The organism is Streptomyces sp. NPDC127100 (assembly GCF_042724095.1).
Classification (GTDB): Bacteria; Actinomycetota; Actinomycetes; order Streptomycetales; family Streptomycetaceae; genus Streptomyces.
In genome coordinates this window covers 109,923-134,234 of the sequence record NZ_JBHXFL010000002.1, presented here as the reverse complement: position 1 = coordinate 134,234, position 24,312 = coordinate 109,923, and the positions used below count along the sequence as shown (strand labels likewise).

General features: G+C 72.3%; 27 protein-coding genes and 1 riboswitch. Of the genes, 13 read left to right on the top strand and 14 right to left on the bottom strand.

Annotation, left to right across the window (positions count from 1 at the left end; all coding sequences use genetic code 11):
• Positions 1 to 207 precede the first annotated feature (207 nt).
• Positions 208 to 1,053: a helix-turn-helix domain-containing protein gene (locus ACFWJB_RS03460; RefSeq protein WP_386919997.1), complete on the top strand. Its 846-nt coding sequence runs from the start codon at positions 208 to 210 to the stop codon at positions 1,051 to 1,053.
• The gene (locus tag ACFWJB_RS03455) at positions 1,053 to 1,241 is read left to right on the top strand and encodes a DUF397 domain-containing protein (RefSeq protein WP_386919995.1); all 189 of its coding nucleotides are present in this window, start codon (positions 1,053 to 1,055) and stop codon (positions 1,239 to 1,241) included. The genes ACFWJB_RS03460 and ACFWJB_RS03455 overlap by 1 nt, the downstream gene beginning before the upstream one ends.
• Positions 1,242 to 1,250: 9 nt before the next feature.
• Here ACFWJB_RS03455 and ACFWJB_RS03450 read toward each other — a convergent pair whose 3' ends face one another.
• Both ACFWJB_RS03450 and ACFWJB_RS03445 read right to left on the bottom strand, forming a co-directional pair.
• Positions 1,251 to 1,649 (bottom strand): ASCH domain-containing protein, encoded by a 399-nt coding sequence (locus ACFWJB_RS03450; RefSeq protein ID WP_386919993.1) that lies wholly within the window; start codon positions 1,647 to 1,649, stop codon positions 1,251 to 1,253.
• 104 nt (positions 1,650 to 1,753) lie between these two features.
• Positions 1,754 to 2,176, bottom strand: coding sequence for a cytidine deaminase (locus tag ACFWJB_RS03445; RefSeq protein ID WP_386919991.1), 423 nt, complete (start codon positions 2,174 to 2,176; stop codon positions 1,754 to 1,756).
• Between the two features lie 157 nt (positions 2,177 to 2,333).
• Here ACFWJB_RS03445 and ACFWJB_RS03440 point away from each other — a divergent pair, with 157 nt between their 5' ends.
• Positions 2,334 to 3,371 (top strand): hypothetical protein, encoded by a 1,038-nt coding sequence (locus ACFWJB_RS03440; protein ID WP_386919989.1) that lies wholly within the window; start codon positions 2,334 to 2,336, stop codon positions 3,369 to 3,371.
• Positions 3,372 to 3,384: 13 nt separating this feature from the next.
• On the opposite strand, the gene ACFWJB_RS03435 is transcribed toward ACFWJB_RS03440, so the two are convergent.
• Positions 3,385 to 4,245, bottom strand: coding sequence for an NAD(P)H-binding protein (locus ACFWJB_RS03435; protein ID WP_386919987.1), 861 nt, complete (start codon positions 4,243 to 4,245; stop codon positions 3,385 to 3,387).
• 118 nt (positions 4,246 to 4,363) lie between these two features.
• On the opposite strand from ACFWJB_RS03435, the gene ACFWJB_RS03430 reads away from it, so the two are divergent.
• The 7 genes from ACFWJB_RS03430 (at position 4,364) to ACFWJB_RS03400 (ending at position 10,719) form a co-directional block, all read left to right on the top strand.
• Positions 4,364 to 4,765 carry a winged helix-turn-helix transcriptional regulator gene (locus ACFWJB_RS03430; RefSeq protein ID WP_386919985.1) on the top strand — a complete coding sequence of 134 codons (402 nt, stop codon included), beginning with the start codon at positions 4,364 to 4,366 and terminating at the stop codon, positions 4,763 to 4,765.
• A 618-nt stretch (positions 4,766 to 5,383) separates the two neighbouring features.
• Positions 5,384 to 6,895: an ATP-binding protein gene (locus ACFWJB_RS03425; protein WP_386919983.1), complete on the top strand. Its 1,512-nt coding sequence runs from the start codon at positions 5,384 to 5,386 to the stop codon at positions 6,893 to 6,895.
• Between the two features lie 2 nt (positions 6,896 to 6,897).
• The gene (locus ACFWJB_RS03420; protein WP_386919981.1) at positions 6,898 to 7,320 is read left to right on the top strand and encodes a roadblock/LC7 domain-containing protein; all 423 of its coding nucleotides are present in this window, start codon (positions 6,898 to 6,900) and stop codon (positions 7,318 to 7,320) included.
• The gene (locus tag ACFWJB_RS03415; protein ID WP_386919979.1) at positions 7,317 to 7,670 is read left to right on the top strand and encodes a DUF742 domain-containing protein; all 354 of its coding nucleotides are present in this window, start codon (positions 7,317 to 7,319) and stop codon (positions 7,668 to 7,670) included. The genes ACFWJB_RS03420 and ACFWJB_RS03415 overlap by 4 nt, the downstream gene beginning before the upstream one ends.
• A complete protein-coding gene (locus ACFWJB_RS03410; protein ID WP_385461320.1) occupies positions 7,648 to 8,268 on the top strand; it encodes an ATP/GTP-binding protein in 621 nt (206 codons plus the stop codon). Before ACFWJB_RS03415 ends, ACFWJB_RS03410 begins: the two co-directional genes overlap by 23 nt.
• A complete protein-coding gene (locus ACFWJB_RS03405) occupies positions 8,265 to 9,485 on the top strand; it encodes a cytochrome P450 (RefSeq protein ID WP_386919977.1) in 1,221 nt (406 codons plus the stop codon). The genes ACFWJB_RS03410 and ACFWJB_RS03405 overlap by 4 nt, the downstream gene beginning before the upstream one ends.
• Before the next feature lie 10 nt (positions 9,486 to 9,495).
• Positions 9,496 to 10,719: a cytochrome P450 gene (locus ACFWJB_RS03400; protein WP_385461326.1), complete on the top strand. Its 1,224-nt coding sequence runs from the start codon at positions 9,496 to 9,498 to the stop codon at positions 10,717 to 10,719.
• Positions 10,720 to 10,778: 59 nt separating this feature from the next.
• Here the strand turns inward: ACFWJB_RS03400 and ACFWJB_RS03395 are convergent, their stop codons facing one another.
• Positions 10,779 to 11,249: a carboxymuconolactone decarboxylase family protein gene (locus ACFWJB_RS03395; RefSeq protein ID WP_386919975.1), complete on the bottom strand. Its 471-nt coding sequence runs from the start codon at positions 11,247 to 11,249 to the stop codon at positions 10,779 to 10,781.
• Between the two features lie 256 nt (positions 11,250 to 11,505).
• Here ACFWJB_RS03395 and ACFWJB_RS03390 point away from each other — a divergent pair, with 256 nt between their 5' ends.
• Entirely contained in the window at positions 11,506 to 11,808 is a 303-nt protein-coding gene (locus tag ACFWJB_RS03390; RefSeq protein ID WP_385461332.1) for a hypothetical protein, read from the top strand.
• A 12-nt stretch (positions 11,809 to 11,820) separates the two neighbouring features.
• Here the strand turns inward: ACFWJB_RS03390 and ACFWJB_RS03385 are convergent, their stop codons facing one another.
• From ACFWJB_RS03385 to ACFWJB_RS03375, 3 genes are all read right to left on the bottom strand, one after another.
• Positions 11,821 to 12,180, bottom strand: a complete 360-nt coding sequence (locus ACFWJB_RS03385; RefSeq protein ID WP_385461335.1) for a VOC family protein — start codon at positions 12,178 to 12,180, stop codon at positions 11,821 to 11,823.
• Positions 12,181 to 12,224: 44 nt separating this feature from the next.
• A complete protein-coding gene (locus ACFWJB_RS03380; protein ID WP_386919972.1) occupies positions 12,225 to 13,745 on the bottom strand; it encodes an MFS transporter in 1,521 nt (506 codons plus the stop codon).
• 131 nt (positions 13,746 to 13,876) lie between these two features.
• Positions 13,877 to 15,250 (bottom strand): DUF445 domain-containing protein, encoded by a 1,374-nt coding sequence (locus ACFWJB_RS03375; RefSeq protein ID WP_385461341.1) that lies wholly within the window; start codon positions 15,248 to 15,250, stop codon positions 13,877 to 13,879.
• A gap of 199 nt (positions 15,251 to 15,449) precedes the next feature.
• Here ACFWJB_RS03375 and ACFWJB_RS03370 point away from each other — a divergent pair, with 199 nt between their 5' ends.
• On the top strand, positions 15,450 to 16,817 hold the full coding sequence (locus tag ACFWJB_RS03370) for an SGNH/GDSL hydrolase family protein (RefSeq protein ID WP_386919970.1): 1,368 nt from the start codon (positions 15,450 to 15,452) through the stop codon (positions 16,815 to 16,817).
• Between the two features lie 158 nt (positions 16,818 to 16,975).
• Here ACFWJB_RS03370 and ACFWJB_RS03365 read toward each other — a convergent pair whose 3' ends face one another.
• Genes ACFWJB_RS03365 through ACFWJB_RS03350 form a run of 4 tightly spaced genes read right to left on the bottom strand, consistent with a single transcriptional unit; the run spans position 16,976 to position 20,456 of the window.
• Entirely contained in the window at positions 16,976 to 17,776 is an 801-nt protein-coding gene (locus ACFWJB_RS03365; protein WP_386919969.1) for a DUF1707 domain-containing protein, read from the bottom strand.
• Between the two features lie 33 nt (positions 17,777 to 17,809).
• Positions 17,810 to 18,805, bottom strand: a complete 996-nt coding sequence (locus tag ACFWJB_RS03360) for an ATP-binding cassette domain-containing protein (RefSeq protein WP_386919968.1) — start codon at positions 18,803 to 18,805, stop codon at positions 17,810 to 17,812.
• Between the two features lie 6 nt (positions 18,806 to 18,811).
• Positions 18,812 to 19,657: an ABC transporter permease gene (locus ACFWJB_RS03355; RefSeq protein ID WP_385461353.1), complete on the bottom strand. Its 846-nt coding sequence runs from the start codon at positions 19,655 to 19,657 to the stop codon at positions 18,812 to 18,814.
• Complete coding sequence (locus ACFWJB_RS03350; protein WP_386919966.1) at positions 19,650 to 20,456, bottom strand: ABC transporter permease; 807 nt, start codon at positions 20,454 to 20,456, stop codon at positions 19,650 to 19,652. The genes ACFWJB_RS03355 and ACFWJB_RS03350 overlap by 8 nt, the downstream gene beginning before the upstream one ends.
• A gap of 231 nt (positions 20,457 to 20,687) precedes the next feature.
• Between ACFWJB_RS03350 and ACFWJB_RS03345 the strand changes: the two genes are divergently transcribed.
• Positions 20,688 to 23,051: a transglycosylase domain-containing protein gene (locus ACFWJB_RS03345; protein ID WP_386919965.1), complete on the top strand. Its 2,364-nt coding sequence runs from the start codon at positions 20,688 to 20,690 to the stop codon at positions 23,049 to 23,051.
• A 13-nt stretch (positions 23,052 to 23,064) separates the two neighbouring features.
• Here ACFWJB_RS03345 and sugE read toward each other — a convergent pair whose 3' ends face one another.
• From sugE to ACFWJB_RS03330, 3 genes are all read right to left on the bottom strand, one after another.
• Positions 23,065 to 23,385 (bottom strand): quaternary ammonium compound efflux SMR transporter SugE, encoded by a 321-nt coding sequence (gene sugE / locus ACFWJB_RS03340; protein WP_385461362.1) that lies wholly within the window; start codon positions 23,383 to 23,385, stop codon positions 23,065 to 23,067.
• 31 nt (positions 23,386 to 23,416) lie between these two features.
• Positions 23,417 to 23,483, bottom strand: a riboswitch (guanidine-III (ykkC-III) riboswitch).
• A gap of 69 nt (positions 23,484 to 23,552) precedes the next feature.
• Entirely contained in the window at positions 23,553 to 23,909 is a 357-nt protein-coding gene (locus ACFWJB_RS03335; RefSeq protein WP_189230979.1) for a co-chaperone GroES, read from the bottom strand.
• Positions 23,910 to 23,933: 24 nt separating this feature from the next.
• A complete protein-coding gene (locus tag ACFWJB_RS03330) occupies positions 23,934 to 24,263 on the bottom strand; it encodes a DUF3618 domain-containing protein (protein ID WP_386919962.1) in 330 nt (109 codons plus the stop codon).
• Between the last annotated feature and the right edge of the window lie 49 nt (positions 24,264 to 24,312).

The following is a 24,312-nucleotide window of genomic DNA, read 5'->3' as shown; positions in this document are numbered from 1 at the left end:
CTCACTCTCTTACTCCTTCGACCTGGACGCCTCGCGCTCTCCGTGACGTCTTCGCCACTAAGAGTTGCAGTGAAACTCTCAAAATGGAACTCTCACAGCTCTCGGGAAGGAGCGTGGAGGCTCAGTACGCGCCCCCGGCGCACACCGTCTTGCCGTTCCTCTCCATGGACAGGACGATCTACGGCATCGACATGAAGGGCCGTTGGCATGGCAGTTGGACCCACCACTCGCAGGCGTCAGCTAGGCGCCGACCTGCGTCGACTCCGCGAGGCGAAAGGCTTGACGCTGGAGGAGGCAGGGGCTCTGGTCGGCATCTCCAAGGCAACACTCAGTCGTTACGAGACGAAGGAGGGCACGGTCAAGTGGCCGGCCGTCGACGCCTTGTGCCGTGAGTACGGCGCCACCGACGCGGAGCGCTCAGCACTGGTCGAGCTCGCCAAGGGTGCCAAGATCCAGGGCTGGTGGCGCTCCCTCGCCGACCCCATTCCCGAGTCCATGAACCTCATGCTGACCCTCGAGGACGAGGTCGTACGTGAGGACCACTACGCCTCCATGTACGTGCCCGGTCTGCTGCAGACCCGCGCCTACGCCGAGGCCGTCCACCGAGCATCGGAAGTGCAGTGCGAGGAGCGCGAGGTGCGGCTCATGGTCGACATCCGCATGAAACGCCAGGAGTTGCTGGACCGCGAGGAGCCGCCGCACATCTGGTGCGTCATCGACGAGGCGGCGATCAGACGGCGAGTCGGCGGCAAGGAGGTCATGAAAGGGCAGCTCGAGCACCTTCTCGCCATGGCCGAACGACCACACGTCACGGTGCAGGTGCTGCCGTTCGCACGCGGCGCGCACGCAGCGGCGGTTGGCAGCTTCGCCCTTCTCCACGGACAGACCCCCGAACTGGACGTCGTGTACGTGGACCTCCTCGGCGGTGGGCTCTTCATGGAGAAGCCGCAGGAGTTGGAGCGTTATAGGTTGGCGTTCCAGTACCTCAGCGCACAGGCGCTCGACTTCGAGTCGTCAGCCGAACTCGTCGATCGGATCAGCAGGGAGCCATGATGACGGCAGCGTCCGAGCTGCACTGGTTCACGTCCTCCTACAGCGGAGGCAGCGGCACCGAGTGCGTGGAGGCCGCGTTCATACCGGCCGGCATACTGATCCGCGACTCCAAGCGCCCCGACGGACCTCTCGTGCGGGTCTCCGACGACGCGTGGCGCCGGTTCCTGGCCGTCCCTCTGCAACCCTGATCCGTACCTCTACACAGACTCAACCACCCGAAACCGCAGGCACACCAGCATCGTGTCCTCGTCCACCGGCGTGCCGATGGCGTCCCAGAAGCGGCTGTGGCCGGTCCGCCACTCGTCCAGGGAGCGGTCGCCCTCTCCCTCGGCCGCCGCGTGTTCCCACGTGACCGCGGCGAAGGGGGCGAGCTCGACGCCGGTGATCTCGATCGTGGCGACGCGGTCACCGTCGTTGCCGAGCAGCGCCAGGCGCTCGCCCGCGAACTCCAGGCCCTCCGTCTCCTCGACGTACTCGGCCAGCAGCCCGGTGGTGGCGGTCTTCCTCCCGGCCAGGACGAGCCCGTTGAGTCGCTCCCGCATCTCACCCGCCGTACCGAGCTCCAGCGCCCGCATGCCGTCCACCCGTGGCCACATGGTTCCACCGCCCCTTCCGGGCACCCGCGCCCGCCCGCCCCGTCACCGACCGTTCCGCCTGGAGTCCAGCCAACCGCCGTGCGAGGGCGGAGGGCTGGGCACCGTCAGGAGGCCGTCCCCGCGCCGTCCGCCTCCAGCTGGTGGTCCGCCCAGACGTACGTCTCCGGCAGGAGGTCGGTGATGGCCACCGTCCTGATGTCGGCGCCCCTGCCGACGACGACCTTCAGGTCGGGGAAGTAGTCGGCCAGGACCTGCCGGCACCGGCCGCACGGGGGGACCACGCCCCGGTCGCGGTCGCCCACGGCGACGATCGTGTCCAGCTCGTAGGCGCCCTGCGCGGCCGCCGCGCCGACGACGACCAGCTCGGCGCAGGGGCCTCCGGTGAAGTGGTAGGCGTTCACGGCGGTGACGATCCGGCCGTCCCGGGCGCGGGCCGCGGCCGCCATGGTGTGGTTGTCGCCCCGGCAGCGCGTGCGCGCGACGTCGGCCGCGGCCTGGATCAGTTCGTGGTCGACGGGATGCGTCACGGCGGGGTCTCCTGGCAGGTGGCGGGCGGTGCTTCGGCCTGCCAACCTAACGCCGCGGTCTGTCCCTTCGGCACCGAATATCGGCGGGTGCTCCCTACAGGCCGGGACGGCCCCGCCCGGGACGGCCCCGCCCGGGGACGGTGAAAGAGTCGGCACCATGACGAGAACCACGCCGCCCCGCCCGCTCGACATCGAGGCCGTCTTCCCCGAGCTCGCCCGCCACCGCGGCACCACCACCCGGCTGCACCCACGGGCCGGCCACCCCGGCGCGGAGGACAGTTCCGTCGGCGGGCCCATACTGTGGCCCGTGGACGAGGCCTGGCCCGTGTGCGTGGAGCCGCACGGGCGGGACCGGGGGCGGCGGCTCGCGGACATCCGTCGGGAGCGGGAAGTCTGGGCGGCGGCGCAGGAGCGTGGAACCGGACTCACGGATGCCGAGCGCGACCTTCTGGACGAGCTCAAGCGCACGCACCGGGTGCCCGGCGTCTCCGAGACGGCTCCCGTACCGATGATCGGCCTCGCCCAGTTGTACCGGCGGCACGTGCCGGACCTCCTCCCCGGGCCGGACGGCGCCGACCTGCTCCAGGTGTTCTGGTGCCCCTTCGAGGCGCACGGCGCCACGGGATACGGGCCGCACCTGCACCTGCGGTGGCGCAGGTCGGCGGAGGTCGGCGAGGTGCTGACCGCGCCGCCGCTGCCGGAGCTGGTCGGCTACGCCGGTTACGTGCCCGAGGCCTGTGTGCTGCACCCCGAGCAGGTCGTCACCTATCCCTTCGCCGGTCTGCTCCCCCACGAGTTGTGCGACCGGCTCGACGCCTGGGACGAGGCGATGGAGGAGGAGGCCGAAGGAGCGGCCGACTCCTCCTGCGGCTGCGGCGCGGTCGAGCCGGTCGGGTACCAGTACGACCTCTCCATACCGCCCGGCTGGCACGCGGGCGGTTACGCCTCCTGGCACCGGACCGACCCGTACGCCGTGGACTGCGGGACCTGCGCGGCCCCCATGGAGCTGCTGCTCACCGTCGACAGCACCGAGTGGGACGGCGGCAGCGCGAGCTGGAAGCCCGTCGAGGACCGGGACCTGCCGCCCCACCCCTTCGCCAGGCCCACGGAGGTCGTCGTCGGCAACCACGGCGAGCTCAACGTCTTCGCCTGCCCGGCCGACCCCGGGCACCCGCACCGCTGGAGCGTCCAGTGAACATCCGCGAGGGCTAACGGAACGCCGCCGCGTTGCGGGTCGCCCAGTCGGCGAAGTCGCGCGGTGCGCGGCCGAGGATGCGCTCGACGTCGGGGCTGACGCGCTGTTCCGCGGGGGTCGGCTCGCCCAGTATGGACAGGGTCGTCTCCACCACGGGCTCGGGCATGAAGCCGAGGAACCGGGCGGCGGCCTCCTCACGGGTGAGTTCCGTGAAGCGGACCGGTTCGCCCAGGGCCTCGGCGATCGCCTGTGCCTGCCGACGCGGCGTGACGAGGGTAGGGCCCGTCAGTTCATACGTCCGGCCCGCGTGGCCGCCCGCCCCGTCGCCGCCCTGCCGCAGGATCGCCGCCGCGACCTCGGCGATGTCCGCCGGGTCGACGGTCGGCAGACCGACGTCCCCGAAGGGCGCGGCGACGGTCCGGTGGGCACGGACCTGCCCGGCCCAGGCGTACGCGTTGGAGTGGAAGCCACCGGGGCGCAGGATCGTCCAGATCAGGCCCGATTGCCGCACGGCCTCTTCTATGGAGCGGCCGACCTGTCCGTGGGACGGCGACTCCGGCCGGGTGGCCACGCCCTGGGAGGACAGGAGAACGACCCGCTCCACACCTCCCGCCTTCGCCGCGTCGAGGATCGCGTGCGGGTCGATCAGGTGCGCACTGGCGCCGCCGTTCTGCAGGAACAGTGCGTCTGCGCCGTCGAGAAGCGGCCGGAGGGACTCGGCGTCGGTCAGGTCCGCCTGCCGGTGCCGGACGCCTCGCGGCACGTCCGCGGCCGTGATCCCGCGGGACGTCGCGGTGACCGCCTCGCCGGCCGCGGCGAGGATGCCGACCAGTGAACGGCCGACGCCGCCGGTCGCCCCCGTAACGGTGATCATGCTTAACTCCTTTGCTCATCAGGCACGTTGTTGGCTCGGTGAGGAGCACGAGGAGACGCTAACAGCGTCGGTATAGTAGGTACCCAGAGGAAAGTGACTTTCCGAAAGGGATGCGCACGTGGCCCGTGACACCGCCCGCAAGGCCGCCCCGGCGGCTCCGGTGGACGATCCCGAGCTGGCCTGTCCGGTCAGTCCCGTGGTGGACATCGTGTTCAGCCGGTGGACCACCCCGATCCTGTGGTCCCTGCACACGTACGGGCGACAGCGGTTCGTGGAGCTGGAGCGGCGGATCGCCCGCATCACGCCGAAGGTGCTGACCCAGCGGCTGCGGCAGCTGGAGCGGGACGGCCTGGTCGTGCGCACGTACCACGCCGAGGTGCCGCCCCGGGTCGAGTACGAGATCAGCGACCTCGGCCGCAGCCTCGCCCCGCTCTTCGCGCATCTGTCCGAGTGGGCCACCGAGAACCTGGTCAAGGTCGAGCGGGCCCGGGTCGCCTACGACTCCGAACCCGGCCACTGACTAACAGAACGCCGATTCCGCGACCAACTACTTTCCAGCCATTGCGAGTTGGCGGTCAACCGCGCATTTTTCGCCTCAAACCTCCAAGGACGGCCATCCGTAGTCACTGAGCTGCCACAACGCGTGAGCACAAGCGGTAGGGTCCCTGCCGAATGCCCTTGGCGGGCCCGGTAGTTCAGGTGTCTGAAGGAACGAACCTGCGCTGCCGCGGGCCCGTCGCCGCCGTCGACCCGCCGCTCGCGCAGGCCCGCGCTCGCGCCCTGGAGATCCATGTCGTGCACCGTCACCGTTGACAGCACCGTTGAGTCCTCGGCGCGTGGAGGCGTGACGGGGGCCCGGTCCCGGGCCATGCCGCGCGAGAGCGGCGAGGGCCGTCGCGTCCCCGTGCCGCGGTCCGGGAGACGCGGGCCTTTTCTGGCTTGTTGAGGCCCCTGGCCGCCGCCGGGCGGATGCCGACGCGCCCCCGGGGGCCGCGGCACCGGTCCGCCCGGCCCGCCCCAGCCCTCCCGCCGTTCTCCCGCCCCGGCCGTTCCCGCCGCCGCGGCCGGTCGTCCCACCGGCTCAGCCGGGGCCGGCCGGCACCCCCACACCGACGGCTTCCCGATCCGTGAGGACCTGATGACTGAACTGGTATTGACCGGCGCCGTGCTGCTCGCGGTGGCCGCAGCCGGGGCCGCCTGGTACTTCCGGCACAAACGCGGTCAGGCCCGGCGCGAGGCCGAGCTGCTGCGCCGGCACGCCGACCGGCTCACCCTGCAACTGCTGTCGGCCGAGCAGTGCGTCGGCCACTTCGCGACCACCGTGATCCCCGCGGCGGCCGGCGCCGCACAGGACGGTGACGGCCGTCAGGGCGGACTCGTCGTACCGCCGAACCTCGAGGGCACGCCGCTCGCCGAACGGCTGCGCACCCTGCCCGGGGCACTGGCCTCGGCGGTCGGCGAGATCCGGGCCCAGGAACGGGCCGCGGCCGCCCGCACCGCCGACCAGTTCCGGCAGGAGACGGAACGGCAGATCGCGCAGGTGCGGCACGAGTCCGTGGGCGTGGCCCGGGCCGCCGTGCGCGGCTTCGCCAACAACGTGGTGGCGCGGGCGGCGCGGCTCGGCCGGTCCGTCAGCCAGGGCGTGCGGCGGCACATCTCGGACGAGGCGTACGCCACGCTCGTGGAGATCGACCACCTCGCGCAGCAGATGCTGCTCACCGCGTCCGGCTACGCCGTGCTCGCCGGGGACAAGCTGTCGCGGCGCTGGCCCGCCACCTCGCTGAACGACATCGTGCGGGCGGCGATGGGCCGGATCGAGGGGTACGAGCGGATCAAGCACCCCGAGATGGGGTCGGTCGCGGTCGAGGGCCGCGCCGTGGAGGCGGTCGTGCACGCCCTCGCGGTGCTGCTGGACAACGCGCTGCGCTACTCCCCGCCCGCCGCCAGCGTCCACGTCTCGCTCGAGCAGGGCCACCACGCGTTCTTCCTGATCGTGGACGACGCCGGCCTGCGCATGGACGACGAGCGGCTGCTGTGGGCCAGCAACGTGATGTCCGGCGAGCAGCGCGACGACATCACCCGCCTCGGCGCCCACCCCCAGACGGGGCTGCGCGTGGCCTCCCTGCTCGCGGAGAACTACGGCTTCCGCGTGGAACTGACCGCACCCAACATCTACCAGGGCACCCGGGCCATGATCGTGCTGCCGAAGAACCTGCTCGCCACCTCGGGACCGGCCGGCCCCGCCGTCGTCTCCGCGTCGTCGGCACCCGCGGCGCAGCCCGCGCCGCCCGCTACCCCGCCCGCCGCCGCGCCGCCCGCCGCCGTGCCCGCCGCTCCGGCTCCCGTGGCCGAGCCGACACCGCGGGCCGTGCCGGCGGCCCCCGTCGCCGAGCCGGAGCCGCAGGCCGCTCCGGCGGCCACCACCGCCAGCGGCCTGACCGTCCGCCGGCGCACCACGGCGCCCGCCACCGCGCGCCGCACCGCCGGGCCCGCCCCCGTGGCCGGGCCCGGCCGTCCCGCCATCGCCGCGGCCTGGGCGGAAGGCACCCGCCGCGGCCGGCAGGACCAGCCCTCCCCCACCCCCGCCGGGTCCGACGCGGCACACCGGACGGCACCCGGACCCGACCCCGCACACGACGAAGGAAACTGATCGTGCGAGACACACACAGCAACAGCCTGGGCTGGCTGCTCGACCAGGAGCTCGGCACCGTCGAAGGCGTCCGCTTCGCCGTACTGATGAGCAGCGACGGTCTGCTGACAGCCCGGACCGAGACGATCGGCCAGGACGACGGGGAGAAGTTCGCCGCGCTGACGGCGGCGCTGCGAGCCGCGGGCAAGGCGTGGGACGAGTTCACCGGCGGCCAGGGCATGCGCCAGCTGCTGATCGAGTCGGTCGGCTGCATCGGCCTGACGACCACCGCGGCGAGGAACACCATGCTGTCGGTGTGCACGACGGGCCCGGACGCCGACGTCGGCCTGATCTCCCATCACATGGTGCGGCTCGCGACCCGGGTGGGGCACGAGCTGGGGACCGCGGAGCGGGTACCGGCCGCGGAAGGCGGCCGGCCGGCATGACGGGGCCGCGGCGTGACCCCGACATGGTCAGGCCCTACGTCCGCACCGGCGGTCAGGTCCGCGCCCGTGACGACGTGCGCCTGGAGAGCGTGCTCATCGCCGCGACCGGGCCCACGGACGCCCTGGGCCCGGACGCCCGCCGCGTGATGCGCCTGTTCGCCGGCGCGGAGGGCGGCCTGGCCGTCGCCGACATCGCCGCCGCGCTGGAGCTGCCGCCCTCCACGGTACGCATCCTCGTCTCCTCGCTGATGGACTCCGGCCTCCTGGCCAGCCCGGCCGCGGCGAGCGACCACATGCCCGAACCCGACCTGTTGCAGGAGGTACTGCGTGGACTGCGCTCCTTGGTCTGACCCGCCCGTCACCTACGTCCCGGCCACGGTGACACGGTCGGCCAAGATCGTGGTCGCGGGGGGGTTCGGCGTCGGCAAGACGACGTTCATCGGCAGCGTCTCGGAAGTGAAGCCACTGCGGATGGAGGAACCCATCACGCAGGCCAGCGCCGGTGTGGACGATCTGCGGGGCACCCCGCACAAGACCACGACCACGGTGGCGATGGACTTCGGCCGCATCCACATGGCCGGCGGGCGCCTCGCGCTGTACCTGTTCGGTCTGCCGGGGCAGGCCCGGTTCCAGCCGCTGTGGGAGGACCTGGCCGAGGGCGCGCTCGGCTGCCTGGTCCTGGCCGACACCCGCGACCTCGACGCCTCCCACGACGCCCTCGGTCTCCTGGACAGCGGCGGCATACCGTACGCCGTCGCCATCAACACCTTCCCCGGCGCTCCGGGTTACCCGGCGGAGGAGCTGCGCGAGGCGCTGGCCCTCGACCCGGCGACTCCGCTGACGACCTGCGACGCCCGGGACCGCACGTCCTCCCTGCACGCCCTGATCACGCTCACCGAGTACCTCTCCGAGCACCGCTCGGCCGCCCTGATGGAGTCCCGCCGATGACGATGCCCTCCGCCGCGTCCGTGCCGACGAGCCCACCGGACCGGATCGCCCTGTACTCCGCGGAGTTCGCCGCCGACCCGCACGCCGCCTACCGGCGCATGCGCCAGGTCCACGGCCCCCTGGTGCCCGTGGACCTGGCGCCCGGCGTCCCGGCGACCCTGGTGATCGGCTACTACCAGGCCCGCCGCATCCTCAACGACCCGCTGCACTTCCCCGCCGACCCCCGCGCCTGGGAGAAGCTGATCCCGGCGTCCTGCCCGGTCAAGCCCATGATGGAGTGGCGCCCCAACGCGCTGCGTTCCGGCGGCGCCGAGCACGCCCGCTACCGCGGCGCGAACACCGCCGCGATCGGGGCCGTCGACCAGCACGGGCTGCGGTCCCTCGTCGAGCGGGTCGCCTCCGGCGCGATCGACGACTTCCGCGCCAAGGGCGAGGCGGACCTGCTGTCGCAGTACGCCTTCCCGATCGCCTTCCGCGTCCTGAGCGCGCTGCTCGGCTGCCCGGACGAGATCGGCATGCGCATCGCCGACGGCATGGCGAAGATCTTCGACACCACCCACGCCGAGCAGGGCAACCGGATCCTCGGGCAGGCCGTCGCCGACCTGGTGTCCCTGCGCCGGCAGCACCCCGGTGACGACATCACCTCCCGGCTCGTCCTGCACTCCGCCCGGCTGACCGACGAGGAGATGGGCCACCAGCTCGTCACGCTCTACGGCGCCGGGATCGAGCCGCTGACCAACCTGATCAGCAACACCGTGCTGAAGATCCTCACCGACGAGGAGTTCTCCGCCGACCTGCACGCCGGGCTGTCCACGGTGCGCGACGCGCTGGACACCGTCCTCTACACCGACCCGCCCATGGCGAACTACTGCATCTCGTACCCGCCGTTCCCGATCGACGTGGACGGGTTCCTCCTGCCCGCCGACCAGCCGGTCGTGATCTCCATGGCGGCCGCCAACAACGACCCGGCCCTCACCGACGGCGTGCCCGAGGGACGCCACACGGGCAACCGCGCCCACCTGGCCTGGAGCGTCGGCCCGCACACCTGCCCCGCCCGCTCGCACGCCTACCTCATCGCGGAGACCGCGGTCACCCATCTCCTCGACGCGCTGCCGGAGACGGACCTCGCCGTGCCCGCCGCCGGCCTCGTCTGGCGGCCCGGCCCGTTCCACCGCGCCCTGGAATCCCTGCCCGTCACCTTCCCCGCCGCTTCCTAAGGAGCCCGCCATGGCCGACCAGCAGTCTCCCCTCGTCCTGGACCCCGCCGGCGCCGACCACCACGCCGAGCACCGTGCCCTGCACGCCCGCGGCCCGGCCACCCGGGTGGACGTACTCGGCGTGGAAGCCTGGTCGGTCAGCGACCCCGCCCTGCTCAAGCAGCTCCTCACCGGTCCCGACGTCTCCAAGGACGCCCGGGCGCACTGGCCCGACTACGCGCAGCGGGTCGGCACCTGGCCGCTCGCCCTGTGGGTGGCGGTGGAGAACATGTTCACCGCCTACGGCCCCAACCACCGCAAGCTGCGGCGCCTGGTGGCGCCCGCCTTCAGCTCCCGCCGCATAGCCCACATGCGGCCGGCCGTCGAGGGCATGGTGGACCAGCTGATCGACCGCCTCGCGGGCCTCCCCGCGGGCGAGCCGGCCGACCTGCGCCAGGAGCTGGCCTACCCGCTGCCCATCGCGGTGATCGGCCACCTCATGGGCGTGCCCGAGAGCCAGCGGGACGACTTCCGGGCCCTCGTGGACGGTGTCTTCGACACCACGCTGAGCCAGGACGAGGCGATGACCAACACCGCCCGGCTGTACGGGGTCCTGGACCAGCTCATCGCCGACAAGCGCGGCACCCCCGGCGACGACATGACGTCCCTGCTCATCGCCGCGCGGGACGACGAGAGCGACGGCGCCCGCCTGTCGCCCGAGGAGCTGCGCGACACCCTGCTGCTGATGATCAGCGCCGGCTACGAGACGACCGTCAACGTCATCGACCAGGCCGTCCACACCCTGCTGACCCGTCCCGACCAGCTCGAACTGGTCCGCAAGGGTGCCGTCACCTGGGACGACGTCGTGGAGGAGACGCTGCGTCACGAGCCGGCGGTCAAGCACCTGCCGCTCCGGTTCGCCGTCACGGACATCCCGCTGCCGGACGGGCGGACCATCGCCCGCGGTGACGCGATCCTCGCGTCCTACGCCGCCGCCAACCGTCACCCCGGGTGGCACGACGACGCCGACACGTTCGACGCGGCCCGCACCGTCAAGGACCACCTGGCGTTCGGGCACGGCGTGCACTTCTGCCTCGGCGCGCCCCTCGCCCGCATGGAGGTCACCCTCGTGCTCCAGCGGCTGTTCGACCGCTTCCCCGACATCCGTCTCGCCGTGCCCTCGGCCGAGCTCGGAACGGTGCCGTCCCTGATCAGCAACGGCCACCAGCGGCTCCCGGTGCTGCTGCACGGCTGAGCCCTCGCGAACGGCCCGCCCCGTGCTGTCGGGGCGGGCCGTTCGGCGTCCCGCGGGCGTCAGCCGAACATGCCGGGCTCGTAGTCGCCCGCCGGCTGCCGGGTGATGACGTTCAGCCGGTTGTAGGTGTTGATGACGGCGATCAGCCCGACCAGTGCCGCGAGCTGGTCCTCGTCGTAGTGCTTCGCCGCGTTCGCCCAGGCCTCGTCGGTGACGCCGCCGGCGTCCGCGATGCGGGTGCCCTGCTCGGTCAGCTCCAGGGCGGCGCGTTCGGCGTCGGTGAAGACCGTGGCCTCCCGCCAGGCCGCGACCAGGTTGAGGCGCAGCGAGGTCTCCCCCGCCGCCGCGGCGTCCTTGGTGTGCATGTCGAGGCAGAAGCCGCAGCCGTTGATCTGGCTGGCGCGGATCTTCACCAGCTCCTGGGTGGCGGCCGGCAGCGCCGAGTCCGCCACGACCTTGCCCGCCGAGTTGATGTGCCGCAGGAGCTTGCCGGCGATCGGGCTGCCGAAGAGGCTGAGGCGAGCGTCCATGGTGGTTCCTCCGTCGTGGGTCGTCGGCGGTTGCCGTACCGCGTTACACAGTTACGACGGGATGCGGCGGCCCGGTGTGACAGACCGGCCGCCCGAAACGGTGTGACCTGCGCCACAGTGCGCGGGTGGCCGGCCGTGCGCCCCGGCGCCGGTGACGGGCCCGGCGGGGATTAGCCTCGGTCCGAGAGGCCGGAGAAGAGCCGGAGAAGAGCCGGACAAGAGCCGGCGAACGGCCGGAGCGAAGCAGGAGGCAGGCATGGCGAAGGTTCCCAGCGCGGTGGTCGCGGCGGGCGGTCTCGTCGGCGGGTACGGCGTGGCCCGCTGGACCGGGAAGCGGCAGCTCGGCGGGGCCGTGCTCGCCGTCGCCGGGGCCGCGGCCGCGCAGCAGTGGCGCGAGCGGGCCGGCGGGCGGGCCGCCGGGGCGCTGTCGGCCGCGTACGTGACCGCTTTCGCCGGGTCCCACCCGCTGGCCAGGAAGGTCGGCGCCTGGCCCGCCGTGTTCGGTGTCGCCGGTGCCGTCGCCCTGGCCTCCTGGGCGGTCGCCGACCGGCGGGCCTGACCGGACCCGGTCCTAGGAGCGGTGCGTCAGCACGTTCACCACGCGCCCGCTCGGGTCGCGCACGAAGAAGCGCCGCACGCCCCACTCCTCGTCCCGCGGCTCCCGCACGATCTCCGCGCCCGACGCGACGAGCCGGGCGTGGACCGCGTCGACGTCCTCGACCTCCACGCTGAAGTCGGGGACGACGGGCGCGGTGCGCTCCTCGGTGAAGAAGCTGATCTGGGCGGCGGGACTGGACGGTGAGGCCAGGGTCGTCACCCAGCCCATGTCCATGACCTCCTCGAAGCCCAGCAGGCCGTAGAAGTCACGGCCGGCGGCCAGTTCGTCCGGGGACTCGGCCCGGATGTTGGGGACGATCCTGCGGATGGTCATCGGGGCTCCTCGCGGTCGCTCGGGTCGGAGGCGGTGCCCGGACTCTACGCCGTCGCCGTCCCCGTTTCCGGCGTGTCCTTCGTTCCCGTCCCCGCCCCGGCGGCCGACAGCGGCTCCGCGATGTCCTCCAGGGAGCGGCGTTCCGCCTTCACCGCGAGGAACGCCGCCACCAGGCCGGCCGCGCACATCAGTCCGGCGCCGATCTGGAAGGCGAGCACCGTGTCGCCGACCACGCCGGACTCCGTGAGGTCGGCGAAGAGCAGCGGGCCGCTGATGCCGCCGGCGGCGGTGCCGAGGGCGTAGAAGAAGGCGATGGCCATCGCCCGGGTCTCCATGGGGAAGATCTCGGAGACGGTCAGATACGCGCTGGAGGCGCCCGCGGAGGCGAAGAACAGCACCACGCACCAGCAGGCCGTCATGGTGTCGGCCGTCAGCGAGCCGCGGTCGAAGAGCCACGCCGTGACGAACAGCAGCACACCCGACAGCAGGTACGTGCCCGAGATCATGATCCGGCGGCCGACCGTGTCGAACAGCTTGCCGAGCAGCAGCGGGCCGAGGAAGTTGCCCGCGGCGATGACGGCGAAGTAGTAGCCGGTGTGGCCGGTCGGCACGTCGAAGAAGGTGATGAGGATGGTGCCGAAGCCGAAGGTGATGGCGTTGTAGAGGAACGCCTGGCCGATGAAGAGCGACAGGCCGAGGATCGCGCGCCGCGGGTACGTGCCGAAGACGGTCTTGGCGATCAGGCCGAAGCCGATGCCCTTGCGCTGGTGGATGGTGATCTCACCGGCCGGCGGCGGCAGCGGCTCGCCCTTCTCCTGCTCGATCTCCCGTTCCACGGAGGAGACGAGCCGCTCGGCCTCGTCGCCGTAGCCGTGGATGAACTGCCAGCGCGGACTCTCCGGGACGTGCCGGCGCACCAGCAGGATGACCAGGCCGAGGACCACACCGAGGGCGAAGCTGAGCCGCCAGCCGAGGTCCTTGGGGAAGATGTCGGTGTCCAGCATGACGATGGACAGCAGGGAACCGCCGATCGCGCCCAGCCAGTAGCTGCCGTTGATGATCAGGTCGACCCGGCCCCGGAACTTGGAGGGGATCAGCTCGTCGATCGCCGAGTTGATGGCCGCGTACTCGCCGCCGATGCCGAAACCGGTCAGGAACCGGAACAGGAAGAACCACCAGGACTCGAACGACACCGCCGTCAGCGCGGTCGCCAGCAGGTACACGACCAGCGTCAGCATGAACAGCTTCTTGCGGCCGTGCCGGTCGGTCAGCCAGCCGAAGAACAGGGCGCCCGAGCAGGCACCGGCCACGTAGAGGGCGGCGGCCAGGCCGGTGATCTGGGCGGAGCTGATGTCCAGTCCGCTGCCGTCCTCGGCGATCCGGCCGGCCACGTTGCCGACGATCGTGACCTCGAGGCCGTCCAGGATCCAGACGGTGCCGAGGCCGATCACGATCATCCAGTGCCACCGGGACCAGGGCAGCCGGTCCAGCCGGGCGGGGACCGCGGTGGTGACGGTCCCCCCGGAGGCGCGACCGGAGCCCGGCGACGACGATTCCGCTGACATGACTCCCTCTCCGTCGAGGACCGTGGGCTGCGACTCGCCCGGTCCCGCGGTGCCGTGCGGCGCCGTCGGAGCGGGCGATCGGAACCCGTGTGCCCCCAACCGCGGCGGACAAGCGCGGCCGCTCGGGGGGCCTACGCCCCCAGGACGCGGGAGACCGTGTAGATCAGCAGCCCGGCCAGCGAGCCGACCACCGTGCCGTTGATCCGGATGAACTGGAGGTCCCGGCCGATGTTGGCCTCGATCTTCTTCGTGGTGTGCTCCGCGTCCCAGCCCGCCACGGTGTCGGTGATCAGCGACGTGATCTCCCGCCGATAGGTGGTCACGACGTACACCGCGGCACCCTCGACCCACCCGTCGACCTTGCCCTGCACCTTCGGGTCGGAGGCCATCCGGGCCCCCAGCGACAGCAGCGACGCCCGCACCCGCAGCCGCAGCTCGCTGCGCTCGTCCTCCGCCGCCGAGACGATCATGGAGCGTACGGCGGTCCAGGCGGACGCGATCAGGTCCTGGACCTCGCCGCGGCCCAGCACCTCCGTCTTCAGCCGCTCCACGCGTGCCCGGGTCTCGGTGTCGGACTGGAGGTCGGAGGCGAAGTCGGTGAGGAAGCGGTCGAGGGCACCGCGCGCAGGGTGGGCGGGCATGTCGCGCATCTCGGTGACGAAGCGCAGCAGCTCCTTGTAGACGCGCTCGCCGACCTTCTTGTCCACGAACCGGGGCGTCCAGCCGGGCGCCCCGCCCTGCACGGCGTCCATCACCGAGTCGCCGTGCAGCACCAGCCAGTCGTGGGCGCGGGAGACGATCAGGTCCACGGCCCGCCGGTGGCCGCCGTCGGCGACGACCCGGCCCAGCAGCTTGCCGATGCCCGGGGCGATCTCCTGCGCGTCGGCCCGCCGGGTGATGGCCTCGCCGACCACCGCCTGCACGTCGGAGTCCCGCAGCACGGTCAGGGCACCGCGCAGGGCGGCGGACAGCTCGGCCGTCACCCGGTCGGCGTGCTCGGGCACCGCCAGCCAGGCGCCGAGCCGGCTGCCGATGCCGACGGCGCGCAGCCGCCCGCGCACGACGTCCTCGGAGAGGAAGTTCTCGCCGACGAACTCGCCCAGCGAGACGCCCAGCTGGTCCTTCTTCCGGGGGATGATCGCGGTGTGCGGGATGGGCAGCCCGAGGGGGTGGCGGAAGAGGGCGGTGACCGCGAACCAGTCGGCCAGCGCGCCGACCATGCCCGCCTCGGCGGCGGCCGAGACGTAGCCCGCCCAGGCGCCCGCGCCCCGGTGGGAGGCCCACTCGGCCAGCACGTAGACCACGGCCACGAACAGCAGCAGGCCGGCGGCGGTGAGCTTCATGCGGCGCACGCCGCGCCGCTTCTCCTCGTCGGCCGGGCTGAACGCCGTCATCGCCCGGTCGCGGACGGGACCGGACCGGGCGGAGGACTGGCTGTAGGCCGTCCCGGTGTCCTGCCCGCTACCCATGGAACCCTCCGGACGTTCTGCCTTCGTGCGTGCCATCCGCTCCACCGTTCGCCGATCCGTCCCGCACACATTGTCCCTTCCCGTACGACTCCCGGAACGGAACACACGTTCCCGGCGTCTGACGGGGAAGGGGAAAGCACGGGGGGTCACGAGGCCTTCTCCGGGCCCATGCCGCATCATGGGCTCATCGGACCGGAGCCTCGGAGCTCCCCTCGCCCGAGGAGAACGACACAGCATGACCCAGGGTCATGACGGAGGCGTGGGGGCGCCTCCTCCCAGCAAGCAGCGTGCCCTGCTGGCCGCGATCGTCGCCCTGGTGGTGGCGATCTCCGCGGCCATATACGCCACGGTGGCCTCCGACGACGGCACCCGCGACCGCACCCCGGTCGCCGGCGGCCGGGCCCCGCACAACGACGCCGCGCCCGCCTCCACGGGCACCTGGGTCGGAGCCTGGTCCACCTCGCCCGTCGGCCCGGAACCGGGCACCGCGGCGCGGGGCATGGCGGGCCGGTCGGTGCGCAACGTCGTGCACGCCGGCATCGGCGGCAACAGCGCCCGGATCACCCTGTCGAACCTGTACGGCCACTCGCCGCTGACCGTCACCCACGCGTCCATCGCGCTGGCCGCCGACGACGGCACCGCCGCCGCGGCCGAGGGCAGCATGCGCCGGCTCACCTTCGGCGGCAGCCCCCGGGTGGTCGTCCCGGCGGGCGGCCAGGTGATGAGCGACGTCGCCCGCATCGCCGTCCCCCACGGCAGCGACGTGCTGATCACCACCTACTCCCCGGTGCCGTCCGGCCCGGTCACCTACCACCCGCAGGCGCGGCAGACCAGCTACGTCGCCGAGGGCGACCGCGCCGAGGACGTCACCGCCGACGCCTACACGGGCCGGACCTCGTACTGGCGGTACGTGACGGCGCTGGACGTGCTGAGCCACGAGGCCGTGGGCACCGTCGTGGCCCTCGGGGACTCGATCACCGACGGCTACCTCTCCACCATGGACGCCAACCACCGCTGGACCGACTTCCTCGCCGAGCGCTTGCGCACGGCGGCCGGCGCCGGGCGGAACGTGCCCCGCTACAGCGTCGTCAACCAGGGCATCAGCAGCAACCGGCTGCTCACCAGCGGCCCGGGCACGCCCCCCGCCAACCCCAGCACGCTGTCCCGGTTCCCCCGGGACGTGCTGGGCCGCACCAACGCCCGGGTGGTCGTCGTCGCCATCGGGGTCAACGACATCCTGCACAGCCCGGAGCTCGCCGACCGGGACTCGGTCCTCGCGGGCCTGCGCACGCTCGTCGACATGGCCCACGCCCACGGGCTCAAGGTCGTCGGCGCGACCGTGATGCCGTTCGGCGGGCACAGCGGCTACACCGCCGCCCGCGAGAGCATGCGGCAGGAGATCAACGAGGAGATCCGCGAGGGGCGGGTGTTCGACGAGGTCGTCGACTTCGACGCGGCGCTGCGCGATCCGTACGACCCGCGGCGGCTGAGCGCGGAGTACGACTGCGGCGACCACCTCCACCCCAGCGACCGCGGCTACGCCCGCATGGCCGCGGCCCTCGACCTGACCGACCTGCACCCGAGAACCCCGGCAACCCTGTAACCCCACCGCCGCCCCACCCACCTCAGCCGCGGGCAGTCGTGCCTCCCCCAGTGCCTGAACGGCCTGGGAGGTACCCCCAGGGCGGCACGGGTGGGCGCGGCGGCACCCCGCCCGCGCCGGGCCGCGCGACCCACCCGCGGCGGCACCCGGTCGCGCGGTCAGTCCTCGCGCCGGCGCCGCTCCTCGCGCCGCTCCCGCATCAGATCCCGGTGCCCGTCCAGCATCGTGCGATGGGCCTCCTCCACGTCCTCACGGAACGAGGAGTGCAGCTCCCGCCGCGCCGCCCTGCGGTCCAGCTTCTCCTGCCGGCGCTCCTCCTTCAGCCGCAGCCGCTCCGCCCGCGTCACCTTGCGCTCGACGCCGACCCCGCCCCAGAAGGCGAAGCCGGTGACCACCACGCGCGGGGCACCCGGCTCCGCGGGGACGCCCTCCTCGCGGTGGTCGAACCCGCCCATGATGCCGATGCCGCGCACGACCACCTCGACACCCGGCGGCACGATCACGTTCAGGCCGCCCATGACCGCGACGCAGTTGATCACGACCTCGCCGTCCGCGAAGTTCGCCTCCCGCAGGTCCAGCTCACCGCCGCCGCAGAACGCGAAGCAGTTGAACCGCTTCGGCACCGTCCAGCGCCCCTTGCGCTCGAACCCGGACAGCACGGCGACCGCCCACGACGACGTCCCCTCGCCGCCGGTGATCCGCCCCGCCCAGCCCCCGCTCTCCGCGGGCTCCTTGGTCATCGACACCCGCGGCACCGGCGCCGCGGCGCCCTGCCCGGCCGGCAGGTCCCGGGTGATCGGCGCCAGGTCCCCGTACGTCCGCGCACGGTAGGTGGCGTCCAGCCGCTCCTCGAACTCGGCCATGTCCAGGCGGCCTTCGGCGAGGGCGTCCCGCAGGATCTCGGCGACTCGTTCACGGTCGGCGTCGGATGCACGGAGGTCCGGGGCGTCGTCGGTCATGTACAGCAGCCTACGAGCTCACCCCGCCGGGCACTACGCGCTCGCCCGTTCCGCGTACATCTTGGCGATCACCGCTTCGATGTCGGGCTCCCGCACCGAGAGGTCCACCAGCGGGTACCGGGCCGCCACGTCCGCCACCAGCCCCGCGGCCGACGCCGACGCGGGGAACGCCAGCCACTGCCGCGGCCCCTCCACCCGCACCACCCGCGCCGGGGCCGGCACCTCCACCGGCGGCAACTCCCGCTCCAGGTCCACCACCAGGGTCCGCTCGCTCTCCCCCGCCTCGTGCAGCCCGGCGAGCGGGCCGTCGTACATCAGCCGCCCGTGGTCGATGACCATCACCCGCGAGCACAGCTGCTCGATGTCCTGGAGATCGTGCGTGGTCAGCAGCACCGTCGTACCGCGCTCCGCGTTCAACTCCCGCAGGAAGCCGCGCACCTGGGCCTTCGACACGACGTCCAGGCCGATCGTCGGCTCGTCCAGGTACAGCACGTCAGGGTCGTGCAGCAGCGCCGCCGCCACGTCGCCGCGCATCCGCTGGCCCAGCGACAGCTGCCGCACCGGCACGTCCAGCAGGGACCCGAGCCGCAGGAGCTCCACGCAGCGCTCCAGGTTCGCCCGGTAACGCGCGTCCGGGATCCGGTACATGCGGTGCACCAGCCGGTAGGAGTCGATCAGCGGCAGGTCCCACCACAGCGTCGTCCGCTGCCCGAACACCACCCCGATGCGGTGCGCCAGCCGCGTCCGCTCCCGCGACGGGTCGATGCCGGCCACCCGCAGCCGCCCGCCGCTCGGCGTCAGGATGCCGGTGAGCATCTTGATCGTCGTCGACTTCCCGGCACCGTTCGGGCCGATGTAGCCGACCATCTCGCCCCGCGCCACGGTGAACGACAGCCCGTCCACCGCCCGCACCCGCCGCCGCTCCCGCTTCAGGAACCCGGTCCTCCTGCGCACGTCGAAGACCTTCTCGACGCCCTCCAGCTCGATGAAGCCCGCACCCGTTCCCCCGGTGACGCCGGTGATGTCCATCTCCCGCTAACTCCCTGTACTCCGGTACGAACGAAGCCCCGCCCGCCACGCCAGGCCCGCCACCGCGCAGCAGGCCACGGCCACCAGCGGCGTCGTGAACGCCACCCACCCGGGCAGCCCCACCGGGTACGGCCGCTCCAGCACATAGCTCGCCGGCAGCCAGTTGACGAAGGCCAGCGGCACCACGAACGTCACCCCCCGCACCAGCTCCTGCGCGAACACCGTCGGCGGGTACTGGAGCATCGTCGTACCGCCGTACGTGAAGGCGTTGGACACCTCCGAGGCGTCCTGCGCCACGAACTGGAAGGCCGCCGCCGCCACGAACACCGCGCAGAAGATCCCCGCCCCGCCGAGCAGCATCACCGGCATCAGCAGCAGCTTCGCCGCCGACCAGTCGATGTCCAGCACCACCAGCGCGTAGCCCAGCACCAGCGCGCCCTGCGTCACCCGGCCCAGCCGGCGCAGCGCGAACCGGTCCGCGGCCACCTGCGCCAGCACCGGCACCGGACGCACCAGCAGCGTGTCCAGCGTGCCGTCCCGCACCCGCCGCCCCAGCCGCTCCATCGAGCCCACCGCCAGATCGGCCAGCCCGAAGGAGACCCCGGACAGCCCGTAGAGGAACGCCACCTCGGGCAGCGCGTAACCGCCCAGCGCGTCGACCCGGGAGAACATCAGCAGGACCGCCACGAAGTCCAACAGCGTCACCGCAAAGTTCGCGAACACCGCCAGCGCGAAGGACGCCCGGTACGCCATCGTCGACCGGATCCACATGCCCGCGATCAGCCCGTAGGCCCGCAGCCCCGCCGCGACCCGGCCGCCCCCGGCCACCCGCGTCCCGGCCGTCTCAGCCACCCTGCACCACCACCCGCCGCGTCGCCGCCGACTGCACCAGCCGCCCCACCGCCAGCAGCGCCACCGCCCACCCCGCCTGGAACGCGAAGGTCCCCAGGGGGTCCGCCTCCCCCAGCAGCACATCGGCCGGCGCCTGGAGCAGGGACGACCACGGGAGCACCCGGACGACCTCGCCGAGCGCCCCCGGGAACACGTTCAGCGGCAGCAGCATCCCCGAGCAGAACAGCCCCGCGATCCACGCCATCTGCGCCGCCCCGGTGCCGTCCATCAGCCAGAACGCCGACAGCGCCACCAGGTAGCGCAGCGCGAACCCCACCACCATGGCGAGCCCCACCGCCACCAGGAACGCCAGCCACCTGGACGCCTCCCGCGGCAGCGCCACCGGGAAGAACAGCGCCCCGAAGACGAACGGCACCACCCCGCGCCCCAGCAACTGGAACAGCGCGCGCCCGGCATCCGCCGCCAGCCACCACAGCTGGAGATCGGCCGGCCGGTACAGATCGACGGCGATGTCACCCGTACGGATGCGCTCCATCAACTCGGTCTCGACCCCGCCGCCACCGATCGCCAGCGCCGCCAGCAACGCCTGCCCCAGCCACACGAACGTCACCGCCTGCGCCTGGTCGTAGCCCCCGAGCTGCGGTTTCTCGTCCCACAGGGCCAAGTAGGTGCACACGAGGACCAGCCCGAAGACCGTGTTGGTGAACACCCCGGCGGCGGTGGCCGCCCGATACGTCGCGTACCGTCGGAATCCTCCCACCGCGACGGCCGCGTACAACCGCCCCGAACCCACGCCCACAGCCCTCACCTCCGCCCGGCGGCAAAGCGCAGGAGCCTAGTACGACGGCGACGGGGCACGCCACGGAATTACCGGGCGGGGGGTTAGGAATCCGGGACGACGGCACCCAGTTTCACGGGTGTGCCGCGGAACGGGAACGGAACGCCCGGTGCGAGAGTCTTCAACAGAGGACGCAGAAGCGTACAAGGCCGTACGAGACCGTACGACGCGAAACAGGAGTCCGTGCACGAGATGAGCGACGAGCCGCAGCAGCCTGACCAGGGCTCGGAACCGGGAACGGCGAAGGCGAAGAAGCCGAAGAGGCCCAAGCGGACCGGATGGCGCCGGCTGATCCCCACCTGGCGCATGACGCTGGGCGCCTTCGTCGTCGGCGTCCTGCTGGTGATCGGCGGCTTCTTCCTCGGCTACCAGCTGGTCCAGATCCCGTCGTCGGCCAACACCCTCGCCACCCAGCAGAGCAACGTCTACCTGTACGCCGACGGCAGCGTCCTCGCCCGCGACGGCGAGATCAACCGGGAGAGCGTCGCCCTCTCGCGGATCTCCAAGGACGCCCAGCACGCCGTCCTCGCCGCCGAGGACCGCGACTTCTACACCGAGTCCGCCATCGACCCCCAGGCGATGATCCGGGCCGGCTGGAACACCGCCACCGGCAAGGGCAAGCAGTCCGGCTCCACGATCACCCAGCAGTACGTCAAGAACTACTACCTGGCACAGGAGCAGACCGTCACCCGCAAGGTGAAGGAGTTCTTCATCTCGATCAAGCTCGACCGGCAGAAGAGCAAGGACGAGATCCTCGAGGGCTACCTCAACACCAGCTTCTTCGGCCGCGGCGCCTACGGCATCCAGGCCGCCGCCCAGGCCTACTACGGCATCGACGCCGCCAAGCTCACCGCCGCCCAGGGCGCCTACCTCGCGTCCCTGCTCAACGCCCCCAGCGAGTACGACGTCGTCGCCCACCCGGAGAACAAGGCCGCCGCCGAGGCCCGCTGGAACTACGTGCTGGACGGCATGGTCAAGATGAAGTGGCTCACCCAGGCCGACCGCGCCGGGCTGACGTTCCCCGCGCCCAGGAAGACCACCGTCTCCACCAGCATGTCCGGACAGCGCGGCTACGTCGTCACCATCGTCAAGGACTACCTGATCAAGAACGGCATCGTCGACGAGGAGGACCTCGACCGCGGCGGCTACCGGATCACCACGACCCTCCAGAAGGACAAGCAGGACGCCTTCGTCGAGGCCGTCGACGACAAGCTGATGTCCGAGCTGGACAAGGACCGCAAGGTCGACTCCTACGTCCGCGCCGGCGGCGCCTCCGTCGACCCGCGGACCGGCAAGGTCGTCGCGATGTACAACGGCATCGACTACGTCAAGCAGTACACCCCCAACGCCACCCGTCGCGACTTCCAGGTCGGCTCCACCTTCAAGCCCTTCGTCTTCACCGCGGCCGTCGAGAACCACTCCGACACCCAGGACGGCCGCATGATCAACCCGAACACGACCTACGACGGCACCAGCGAACGCCCCGTCGAGGGCTGGAGCGGCGCCCGCTACGCCCCCGAGAACGAGGACCACCGCGACTACGGCAACATCACCGTGCGCGAGGCCACCGACAAGTCCGTCAACGCCGTGTACGCGCAGATGGCCGTCGACGTCGGCGCCGACGAGGTCCGGCAGACCGCGATCGACCTCGGCCTGTCCCCCAAGACGCCCAGCCTCGGCGACGCCGGCCCCTCCATCGCCCTCGGCGTCGCCCAGGCCAGCCCCCTCGACATGGCCCAGGCCTACGCCACCCTCGCCAACCACGGCCGGCACAGCACGTACACCCTGGTCGAGAAGGTCATGAAGGACGGCAAGCACGCGCTGGAGCTGCCCGAGCGGCGCGAGAGCCAGGCCGTCAGCCGCGAGGCCGCCGACACCACCACCTCCGTGCTGCGCAGCGTCGTCCAGAACGGCACCGCGACCGCCGCCCAGGCCGCGGGCCGCCCCGCCGCCGGCAAGACCGGCACCGCGGAGGAGGACACCGCCGCCTGGTTCGCCGGGTACACCCCCGAACTCGCCACCGTCGTCGCCGTCATGGGCCAGGACCCGGTCACGGCCGCCCACAAGTCCCTCTACGGCGTCATGGGCCTCGACCGCATCAACGGCGGCGGGGCACCCGCCGAGATCTGGGGCCAGTACACCCGCGACGCCCTGAAGGGCAAGCCGGTCACCGACTTCGACCTCCAGCTCCAGGCGGGCGCCGACGTCACCGCACCGCCCTCCGCCGAGGCCTCCGACGACACCGGCACGGGCGACGAGACCGACGGCGGCACGGGCGACGAGGACGGCACCGACGCCCCGGAGACCGGCACCGCGACCCCCGGCCAGAACGGCGGCACCAGCACCGAACCGGGCGACACGGGCGGCGACGGCGACTCCTCGACCGGCGGGCCCACCACCGGCGGCCCCACCACCGAGCCCGGACCCACCGGCGGCGGGGACGGGGACAACGGCGACGGCGGCACCGGCGAGGGCGATCCCGGCGGGGCCGGCGGCGGGGAACCGGACCCCGGCGGACTCGTCGGCGGCATCCCCGCCACCCCACGGGGCCAGTGACCCCCGCGCCGGGTCAGTGACCCGAGGTCGCCTTCAGACCCACCACGGCGACCAGCAGCAGACAGATGAAGAAGATCCGGGCGGCGGTCGCCGGCTCCCCCAGCACCACCATGCCGAGCACCGCCGCCCCGGCCGCGCCTATCCCCACCCACACGCCGTAGGCGGTACCGATGGGAAGCGTCCGGGCGGCGTACGACAGCAGCACCATGCTGGTCACGATCCCGGCGCCGGTGAGCAGACTCGGCACGAGCCGGGTGAAACCGTCGGTGTACTTCATCCCGACCGACCAGCCGACCTCGAGCAGACCGGCGACGACAAGCAGGACCCACGCCATGACAGGCACCTCCGTGGAGCGAACTGAACGGGGTGCGTCGTCTTTTCCTTCGACCCGGTACGGCGCGTCTCGTCGGGATGCGTCCAAGGTAGCAAAGACAGGACGAAGGGGCTGGTGACACTGGTCACCAGCCCCTTCGCCACCCCTCGGCGGATACCGCCGCCGCGCTACAGGTACAGCCCGGTGGAGTCCTCCGACCCCTCGAACCGGTCCGCGGCCACGGCGTGCAGGTCGCGCTCGCGCATGAGCACGTACGCGGTGCCCCGCACCTCGACCTCCGCACGGTCCTCCGGGTCGTACAGCACCCGGTCGCCGGGCTCCACCGTGCGCACGTTCTGCCCCACCGCGACGACCTCGGCCCAGGCCAGCCGCTTGCCGACCGCCGCCGTCGCGGGGATCAGGATGCCGCCCCCGGAACGGCGCTCGCCCTCACTGGTGTCCTGCCGCACGAGTACCCGGTCGTGCAGCATCCGGATGGGCAGCTTGTCGTCCGGGGAACTGTGCTCGTTTCTCTTGGCGCTCACGCCCTGAAACCTACCTGCCCGGCCTCAGTCCCTGCGCCGCCGGGTGCCGAGGGCGAGGAGCCCCACGACCCCGACCACGACGAGGGCCACGGGCACCACCCGCTCCATGCGCGGCGAGCCCTCCTCGTCCACGAACTGCGACTTCACATCGCTGACCACCTTGTTGACCTGGACGTACGCCCGTCCGAGTGTGTGATCGACGCTGGAAGCGACCTTGGCCTTCGCATCGCCCATGATCGTCTTCGGGTGCACCCGCACCCCGATCTCGTCGAGCGTCTCGGCCAGCACCTCGCGGCGGCGCCTGATGTCCGCCTCGATCTGCGCCGGGGTTCTGATGTCCGACGTGTCCGCCACCGTACGGCCTCCGAAGTCTGCTGACGCTGTTCCGGACAGTCTGTCAGCT